The organism is Wolbachia endosymbiont of Glossina morsitans morsitans (assembly GCF_000689175.1).
GTDB classification, from domain to species: Bacteria; Pseudomonadota; Alphaproteobacteria; order Rickettsiales; family Anaplasmataceae; genus Wolbachia; species Wolbachia pipientis.
Genome location: NZ_AWUH01000167.1, coordinates 636 through 8,525 on the forward strand (window position 1 = coordinate 636; position 7,890 = coordinate 8,525).

Annotated in this window: 11 protein-coding genes; 2 read left to right on the forward strand and 9 right to left on the reverse strand. The window is 32.9% G+C overall.

The window, feature by feature from the left end; translation table 11 throughout:
* Positions 1–60: 60 nt before the first annotated feature.
* The 9 genes from WGMM_RS07155 to WGMM_RS04190 form a co-directional block, all read right to left on the reverse strand.
* Entirely contained in the window at positions 61–192 is a 132-nt protein-coding gene (locus tag WGMM_RS07155) for a hypothetical protein (protein ID WP_275039486.1), read from the reverse strand.
* A 140-nt stretch (positions 193–332) separates the two neighbouring features.
* On the reverse strand, positions 333–2,285 hold the full coding sequence (gene rpoD / locus WGMM_RS04155) for an RNA polymerase sigma factor RpoD (protein ID WP_038250542.1): 1,953 nt from the start codon (positions 2,283–2,285) through the stop codon (positions 333–335).
* Between the two features lie 138 nt (positions 2,286–2,423).
* A complete protein-coding gene (locus tag WGMM_RS04160; protein ID WP_038250545.1) occupies positions 2,424–2,735 on the reverse strand; it encodes a cation:proton antiporter subunit C in 312 nt (103 codons plus the stop codon).
* Positions 2,732–3,151: a Na(+)/H(+) antiporter subunit B gene (locus WGMM_RS04165; protein WP_038250548.1), complete on the reverse strand. Its 420-nt coding sequence runs from the start codon at positions 3,149–3,151 to the stop codon at positions 2,732–2,734. The genes WGMM_RS04160 and WGMM_RS04165 overlap by 4 nt, the downstream gene beginning before the upstream one ends.
* On the reverse strand, positions 3,144–3,671 hold the full coding sequence (locus tag WGMM_RS04170; protein WP_038250551.1) for a DUF4040 domain-containing protein: 528 nt from the start codon (positions 3,669–3,671) through the stop codon (positions 3,144–3,146). The genes WGMM_RS04165 and WGMM_RS04170 overlap by 8 nt, the downstream gene beginning before the upstream one ends.
* A 1-nt stretch (position 3,672) precedes the next feature.
* Positions 3,673–3,960 carry a monovalent cation/H(+) antiporter subunit G gene (gene mnhG / locus WGMM_RS04175; protein WP_038250554.1) on the reverse strand — a complete coding sequence of 96 codons (288 nt, stop codon included), beginning with the start codon at positions 3,958–3,960 and terminating at the stop codon, positions 3,673–3,675.
* Positions 3,961–3,966: 6 nt separating this feature from the next.
* Positions 3,967–4,212: a monovalent cation/H+ antiporter complex subunit F gene (locus WGMM_RS05865; protein WP_081818081.1), complete on the reverse strand. Its 246-nt coding sequence runs from the start codon at positions 4,210–4,212 to the stop codon at positions 3,967–3,969.
* Between the two features lie 28 nt (positions 4,213–4,240).
* Positions 4,241–4,648: a DNA-directed RNA polymerase subunit omega gene (gene rpoZ / locus WGMM_RS04185; RefSeq protein ID WP_038250560.1), complete on the reverse strand. Its 408-nt coding sequence runs from the start codon at positions 4,646–4,648 to the stop codon at positions 4,241–4,243.
* A gap of 60 nt (positions 4,649–4,708) precedes the next feature.
* Positions 4,709–5,005 (reverse strand): helix-turn-helix domain-containing protein, encoded by a 297-nt coding sequence (locus WGMM_RS04190; protein ID WP_010081926.1) that lies wholly within the window; start codon positions 5,003–5,005, stop codon positions 4,709–4,711.
* A 438-nt stretch (positions 5,006–5,443) separates the two neighbouring features.
* Here WGMM_RS04190 and purE point away from each other — a divergent pair, with 438 nt between their 5' ends.
* Both purE and mutL read left to right on the forward strand, forming a co-directional pair.
* On the forward strand, positions 5,444–5,935 hold the full coding sequence (purE, locus tag WGMM_RS04195; protein ID WP_240991920.1) for a 5-(carboxyamino)imidazole ribonucleotide mutase: 492 nt from the start codon (positions 5,444–5,446) through the stop codon (positions 5,933–5,935).
* A 7-nt stretch (positions 5,936–5,942) separates the two neighbouring features.
* Positions 5,943–7,769, forward strand: a complete 1,827-nt coding sequence (gene mutL, locus WGMM_RS04200) for a DNA mismatch repair endonuclease MutL (RefSeq protein WP_038250566.1) — start codon at positions 5,943–5,945, stop codon at positions 7,767–7,769.
* Positions 7,770–7,890 lie beyond the last annotated feature (121 nt).

Below are 7,890 nucleotides of genomic sequence, written 5' to 3' on the forward strand. Positions count from 1 at the left end.
CTATATATTCAACAGCAGTAGGGCCATTTCTAAAAGATCTTCCTTGAATAAAAAGGATCATCAAATTTTTACGCTTTTTGCAAAGGATAAATTATTTAAAATTCCAATGATTGCGCCATTATCGGATAAGCTATCACCCAGAACATAAAAATTTCTATACTTTGAATTAGAATTGTCATTTTTGTTTGTCATAATATTTACCGTAGATTAGCATGTTGTTTCATTAGATTCATAGAAAAAGAAAAATAGCGGTGAAATTATACAACTTTGGCCTAACTTGCTCTCCACTTTTTCCGGGCAAAATCAGCTTCTTCTTAACTTGACACGTATACTTAAAAGAACCCTCTAAGTTTTCTAGCACGGCTTGGATGTTTCAACTTTCGCAGTGCTTTTGCCTCTATTTGCCTAATTCTCTCACGTGTTACATTAAAAATTTTTCCTACTTCTTCTAAGGTATGTTCCTTCCCATCTTTACCAAGGCCAAAACGCATTCTTAAAATTCTTTCTTCCTTTGGTGTTAAAGTTGCAAGGACATTGGTTGTAATGCCACGCAAGTCAGCAAGTATTGCAGCATCCTCTGGCCTGGAGACTCGCTTGTCTTCTATACAATCACCAAAGGTACTACTATCATCTTTTCCTGTTGGAGCTTCAAGACTTACTGGATCCCTTGCTATTTTCATAACTTTGCGTATTCTTTCCAGTGGCATTGTCAGTTCTACACTCAATTCCTCTAACGTCGGCTCTCTTCCCATCTCATGAGTCATCTTTCTTAATGCTCTGTTGATTTTACTGATAATTTCCACCATATGAACTGGTATTCTAACTACTTTAGACTGCTCAGGTATTGCTCTAGTGATTGATTGTCTTACCCACCAAGTGCCATAAGTTGAAAATTTATATCCACGTTTGTAATCAAACTTATCCACGGCCTTCATAAGACCAATATTGCCTTCTTGTATCAAATCAAGCAGATCAAGGCCTCTTTTTGAATACTTCTTAGCAATGGAAACTACTAGCCTTAAGTTAGCCTTAATCATTTCTTGCTTTGCTTCAGAGACTTCTCGTTCGTGTTTTTGTATTCTCTTGATTAGCTCCTTAAATTCTTGTACGTTATCTTCCTGTATATGCTGCTTAATACCGTTCAAGGTACTAGCTATATGTTCAGAGTTATCGTCTATAAACCTTAAAAATTTGTTTTTTAATTCACCTGTAAAAGAGGACTGATTTTCATTGATCTTTAAAAGACTTATCTTTTTCAATTCGTGCTTTAAAAGCACGTCATCATAAACTTTATAGAAACTTTCTCTATCCATATCGTATTTTCTAGCCTCAGCAATAAGATTAGCCTCTTCAAGCGTAATGGATCTATTTATCTTATAAAGTTCTTGTGTAATTCTGGCAACAGCAGCATCACTTAACTTAATTTGTAATGCTATAGACCATATTTGATTATACAAATTTTCTAGCTCATTAGAGAAATTTTTAGAATTTTTTCTTAATATCAACGCTTCATTTGTTAAAGTAATTATCTCATCCAATGCAACCATGACCTTTGGCAATAAGTCACTTTCCATTTCAAGAATAGAAACATTTAAATTGACTGAACTTATATCTTCATTATTACCGTCTTTCTCATCATCACTTTTTTTACTATCTTTCTCATCATCACTACAGTACTCAGCATCTTCAGAAACATTCTCAGAATCCTCAACATCTTCAGCACTTTCTTCACTCTCTTCACTTTCTTCTTTGGGTACCACATTAAAATCAGAGTTATAAATTGCATCCAGATCTATAATTTCTCTCAGTAAGAGAGCTCCATTACTTAAATCATCACGCCATACTTTTATCACCTTTAATGTTACTGATGTTTCAATTATTGCGCGTAACATGTTATGCTTTTCAGATTCAATTTTTTTTGCTATCTCGATTTCATCTGCCCTTGATAAAAGCTTTACGGAGCTCATGTCTTGTAAATAAATCCTCACTGGATCATCATTTTGTACTAAAGTTGCAGTAACATTTGGCGATGTGTCATCATCATCAAGTTTACTATCATCACTGTTGGAAGGAATATCTTCTTCATCTTCGCTACTTTCAAGCACATTAATTCCGGAATCCTGCAATAAAGATATAGCATCATCTATAAAGTCAGACGAAAAATTTTCATCTGATAATTTATCATTTATATCATCAAAGGTGATAAAACCACCCTTTTTTATACTCTTAGTTACCAGATCTTTGATAATTTTTTTCTTATCTTCTGCATCATTAATAGTTGACATCATTACCTTTATAGTTTATAATCCTATTTCTTATTAACAAACAAACTTACAACGAGCAAGTCTATAATTTTACTTTTAACTTGTGGCTATTTGTTACTTCATATAGTTTAAGATACTGTTAATTTACGTACACTTGTCTTAATCAATTGTTCCATACTTTTCTTCCATTTTTACTGCTATGGATAATCCAACTGAAAATGTTGCAATTCCAACCACTATAGCAGTAAGCATTAAAACATGGGGTATAGGATTGCCATATGAATAAAAATTTGAAACCAATATAGGAGGCAAGGAACTTTTTATATATCCTAGAGATATGTAAAATAACAAAACAGATGCTTGGAAGACGCTTACCCCTATCATTTTCTTGATTAAATTTTTATCGTTTATGATAGTATATAAACCTAGCACCATTAATACAATAATAATCGTATAATTATATGAAGTCATTGTTTTTTCCTACGAGCAAAATTTATATATATAATTAACATAGAGGAGCAGACAGTAAATGCTACACCTAATTCCACCAAAAAAATACCTAATTTTTGACCGGTTCTATTATTGGTTAACAAGATATCATAAGATAAAAAATTTTGGCCAAGTAAAGTTGTTGCAACGCCCGTTCCTCCATAAATTAAAATACCTAACACGTTAGTTAATCTAATCACAGAATAAGGTATTGCTTTTAGAGTTGTAGATACACCAAATAGCATTGAATATAATATTATCCCGGAGGCAATAATTATTCCTGCTTGAAAACCTCCACCCGGAGTGTAATCACCGTGAAATTGTATATATAAACCAAATAAAATGATAAAAGGTATCATCAAAAATGTTGCTGCATTTAATATCGGATCTTTAATCATTTTCTTTTTCTTCTTTTAATATCAACGTTATACAAAGCGCAGCAGTAAAAACTACTATAGTTTCTCCAAACGTGTCATAACCACGAAAGCTTGCCAAAATAGCTGTTACTATATTAGGAATACCGGTAGCTTTTTCGGTATTTTCCACATAATAAGGAGCAACATGCAAGTGGATCGGAGCATTGTGGCTGCCAAAATCTGGCAATTGAATCATAAAATATGACAAACATACAGCCAGAAATAACATAAAAAAAAGCGTTATAGGGTTATGACATAGATTTACTTTATGATTCTTTATCAAGGAGAGTGCTGCAAACGTAAAAACTGTACTGAGCCCCGCACCAACAGAAGCTTCAGTAATTGCAACATCAGGTGCATTCATAATTAAGTATATAAGCGCAATCAGTGAACTAAATACACACATTAGAACAGCACTTACGACTAAATGTCGCGAGAAAACTATAAAAACCGTAACTGTTAGTAACAACAAAAGTAACACTACATTTAATATTTCTAACACCTTAGCCTTCTTTAACAGTTTTTTTCTTAACTTTATAATGAGTGCGCGCTAAAATATAGCTATTAGTTGAGCTAGCTACCCATATTATAAAAATTAATAATACTATTTTAACAGTGTTGATTGAAAATCCATTCTGCAAAGCAAAACCAATTAACAATAACGTTGCACCGCTAGAATCTGTAATACCTGCTGCATGTAACCTAGTATAGAAATCAGGAAATCTGATCACCCCTATATTTGAAATAATTATCAAACAAATACCTAAAAGTATGAAAATGGATCCTATCATAAATTATCAAAACAACATTAATCTCATTAATGCTATAGTTGATATAAAGCTAACGCTAGCATACAACAATGCTATATCAATTAAAAAAAAATTATTCAGAATGATTGATATTGCTGTTATAAGTACAACTACTTGCGTTGAGAAATTATTGAACGCTAAAACCTTATTGTACACATCATTTGACTTAGACACCATGCAACACAACATTACACTCATACAGAACAACAGTGTATAGATAGCAATGCAAATCATTTAAAGACTATGTGACTTCAGTAGATTTCTAAACGGATACTTCTTCATCGCCATCTTGATCATTTATTTCATCATCTATTTCACCATCCACTTCATAATCTTGACTTTCTTGACTTGCATCAAGATCTGCGTTATCAGAAAAATTTAATAAATTCGCTAGCCTACTTGTGTTACTGCTGTAAACATTATTCATATTTCCTTTCACGTATTCCTTGCATCTACCTACCAAAAGGCTAAACAGCTCATGAGTATCCACCTGTTTTCCTGCTATTTCATGTAAGGAAACTATGGTATTTTTATGACCTTTAAACTTAGCTGCTTGAATTGGATTACTTGCCCCTGTATTTAAATCATGTGTTCTTTGACTTGCCAACAGAACCAATTTGAAACGGTTACTTACCAGTTCTATACACTTTTCTACAATAGACTCAGCCACAAGATACTACCTTAATAAGTTTTATACTATATCACAAAAAACAAGTTGTCAACTTTGTATCTATTGCGATTCAACTTCATGTTTTACTTTTTCTGCCTCAGATTTTATTTCTTGGCTTTCTGTCATCGTGATTGTTATTTCATGATCAAGTTTTTTTAGAAATCCTAACAATCGCTCTAAAGAAAAACCATCTATTTTACCATTTTTAATTTGCGATACCTTTGGCTGATCAATACCAAGTTTCTCAGCTGCAAAAGCCTGAGTCCAAGCATTTTTTTCTATAATTTTATTTATTATATAAAGCAACTTTGTTTTTATTCCTGCACTGTCTAAGTTATTTAACGATATTATTTCCATAATTTTTTACACTCACATATCAATTAACTTTATTAAATATTATAGCATAATATTTAATATACCAAGATATTAATATCATGTAACTTGTCAATAATTATATGATATCAATATTTAAAACTTTAAGTTGATTATATATTAATATTTTCATCAAGTTTCTAGTAATTTTAAATTACCATTTTACCATCAGTCTATCTGAAAAAACCATTTATAGAAAAGAACAAGCTAAGATTACAAAGCTTGAAATACAAAAATAATTATTTTATAAATTTATCTTACATAAGAAGTTTATATCTCTATATCTTAATATAAATATTTATTTAAATTTTTTAAATTTCTATTTTAACGAGAATTCTATATATTATATTTATAATATAATTTAAATATTTGTTGCTTTTTAGTTGGAACATTATTTAGTTAGTAAGTAAAATTGTGTTGAATATGACAAAAATAAAAAAAGATGTTGCTGTTATTATGGGGAGTGAGTCAGATTACACCACTATGGTCCATACTGTTGATATGTTAAAAGCATTAGAAGTTTCACATGATATATTCATAATATCTGCACATAGAACACCAGAAAGGCTCTTCAATTTTGCTAAATCTGCACAAGAAGAAGGTTTTAAGGTTATTATAGCTGGTGCAGGAGGTGCAGCTCATTTACCTGGTATGGTTGCGTCACTAACTTGTTTACCAGTTATCGGCGTTCCTGTGCATAGTAAACAATTAAATGGGCTGGACAGTCTACTCTCTATGGTTCAAATGCCAAAGGGTGTTCCAGTTGCAACCATGTCTATAGGAGAAAATGGAGCATATAATGCTGCCATTACTGCCGTATCTATATTGTCAATTTCCAACAGTGAAATTGCAGGTAGGTTAAAAAAGTGGAGAGAGAAACAGACCAAAGAAGTAAAAGAGAAACCAGTTTCATAATAAATCTATGGCAATAATCCTTTTAGACACAAAAACCATAAACCGTATAGCAGCGGGGGAGGTGATAGAAAGGCCAGCAAGTGTAGTAAAGGAATTAGTGGAAAATGCAATAGATGCTGGAAGTTTAGAAATAGAGATTAAAATAGAAAGTGGTGGGCGTAACCTTATTATTGTGACAGATGATGGTAACGGAGTAGAAAAAAACGATTTAGAACTTGCGTTTATGCGCCATGCTACTTCAAAATTGAGCGACAATGAGTTGATAGAAATCAAGCATCTTGGCTTTAGAGGAGAAGCTCTGCCTTCAATAGCAGCAGTAAGTAGGATAAAATTATCGTCTAAGGCAAGAGAAGCAAATGAAGCATGGTCTATAAGTTATGAGGGTGGAGAGAAAATAGGGGAGCAAACTCCTTACTCTTTATCACAAGGCACACATATTGAAGTACGAGATTTATTTTTTGCCACTCCAAATAGACTAAAATTTCTAAAAACTGAAAGAGCAGAAACTCAAAGCATTGTTGATATTGTAAACAACCTAGCAATGATTAACTATCATATAGGGTTTACTCTCACTTCAGGTAATAAAAAGCTCTTAAAATACGCTAAGCAGACTTCGTTATTTCATAGATTGTGTGAAGTAGAAGAAGAATTTCAGGGCAATTCTTTGGAGATCAATGAAGAAGAAGACGGCATTAAACTTACGGGACACATCTGTAAGCCGACCGTCAATCGTGGTAAGTCCACTCAGATCTATACGTTTGTTAATGGAAGGCCAATTAAAGATAATTTACTTATTGGCGCAGTTAGGTATGCATATCATGATTTTATTCCAAGCGATAGGTATCCTTTTGCAGCGTTACATTTAGAGATACCTTATGATCAAGTAGATGTAAACGTGCATCCAAATAAGTCAGAAGTAAGGTTTCAGAATAAGAAGCTCATATATGAGATAATGACAAGAGGATTAATTAAAGCATTGTCAAGAAGGATAGGCACTTTTCCAGCGCATGACCAGAAAATGGATTCAACATTGCCAGATCCTTTTGATAAACCTAATGTTCAAAAAGAATTTTATGAAAAAAGACCAAGTCCTTTTAAAAATCAACTAATAAAAGAATTTGCTTCTCCAAATGAAAAAGCAAAAGGCTTATCAGAACAGTCAAAATCGTTTGATTATACCGGCATACAGAAATTTCCATCACAAGCGGAGACTATGGTTCTAGAAAAAAAGGTGTTAGAGCAAGTTGATTTGATAGAGAGCCACCCGCTCGGGTTTGCACGCTGTCAGGTCTATAATACTTACATTATTGCCGAGGTAAGAGACAAATTGATTATAGTCGACCAGCATGCAGCCCACGAAAGGCTGGTATATGAATGCTTAAAACAAAAATCAAGTGTAAAAAGACAAAAACTACTTCTTCCTGAAACGGTTGAAATCAAAAATCAAGCCGGAATGGAGATGATTGAAATGTATAAAGGTAAGTTATTTGAAATGGGTTTTGATATTGAGATCAAACCAGAAAATAAAGTGATAGTAAAAGAAATCCCTGCAATTTTGGGAGCAATAGATGTGAAAGAGATGCTAATTAATATAGTCGATAGATTAACGGAAATAGAAGATACATTGCCAGTAGAAGATAAAGTGAACAAAATATTGGCCACTATCGCTTGTTATGGATCAATTAGAGCGGGTAGAAAAATGAGATTAGAAGAAATGAATGTGCTGCTTAGACAAATGGAAAAAAACCCATATTCCGGGCAATGCAACCACGGAAGACCAACTTATATAGAAATGAAACTCAGTGATATTGAAAAACTTTTTGAGCGGAGGTAATGAGGTTGCCATAAATATGTAAGCGCTTCTTCCTCGTCATCCAAGTAGCTATAGAAACAAAAAACTTACTTGACAAACTCCGCCAGCCCCTTTATCATGAGACTGAAGCTACTTATTTATC

Excerpts from the sequence above, each read along its gene's own strand:
- WGMM_RS07155 (WP_275039486.1), bottom strand. The coding sequence starts at position 192 with ATGACAAACAAAAATGACAATTCTAATTCAAAGTATAGAAATTTTTAT.
- rpoD (WP_038250542.1), bottom strand. The coding sequence starts at position 2,285 with ATGTCAACTATTAATGATGCAGAAGATAAGAAAAAAATTATCAAAGAT.
- WGMM_RS04160 (WP_038250545.1), bottom strand. The coding sequence starts at position 2,735 with ATGACTTCATATAATTATACGATTATTATTGTATTAATGGTGCTAGGT.
- WGMM_RS04165 (WP_038250548.1), bottom strand. The coding sequence starts at position 3,151 with ATGATTAAAGATCCGATATTAAATGCAGCAACATTTTTGATGATACCT.
- mnhG (WP_038250554.1), bottom strand. The coding sequence starts at position 3,960 with ATGATAGGATCCATTTTCATACTTTTAGGTATTTGTTTGATAATTATT.
- WGMM_RS05865 (WP_081818081.1), bottom strand. The coding sequence starts at position 4,212 with ATGATTTGCATTGCTATCTATACACTGTTGTTCTGTATGAGTGTAATG.
- WGMM_RS04190 (WP_010081926.1), bottom strand. The coding sequence starts at position 5,005 with ATGGAAATAATATCGTTAAATAACTTAGACAGTGCAGGAATAAAAACA.
- purE (WP_240991920.1), top strand. The coding sequence starts at position 5,444 with ATGACAAAAATAAAAAAAGATGTTGCTGTTATTATGGGGAGTGAGTCA.
- mutL (WP_038250566.1), top strand. The coding sequence starts at position 5,943 with ATGGCAATAATCCTTTTAGACACAAAAACCATAAACCGTATAGCAGCG.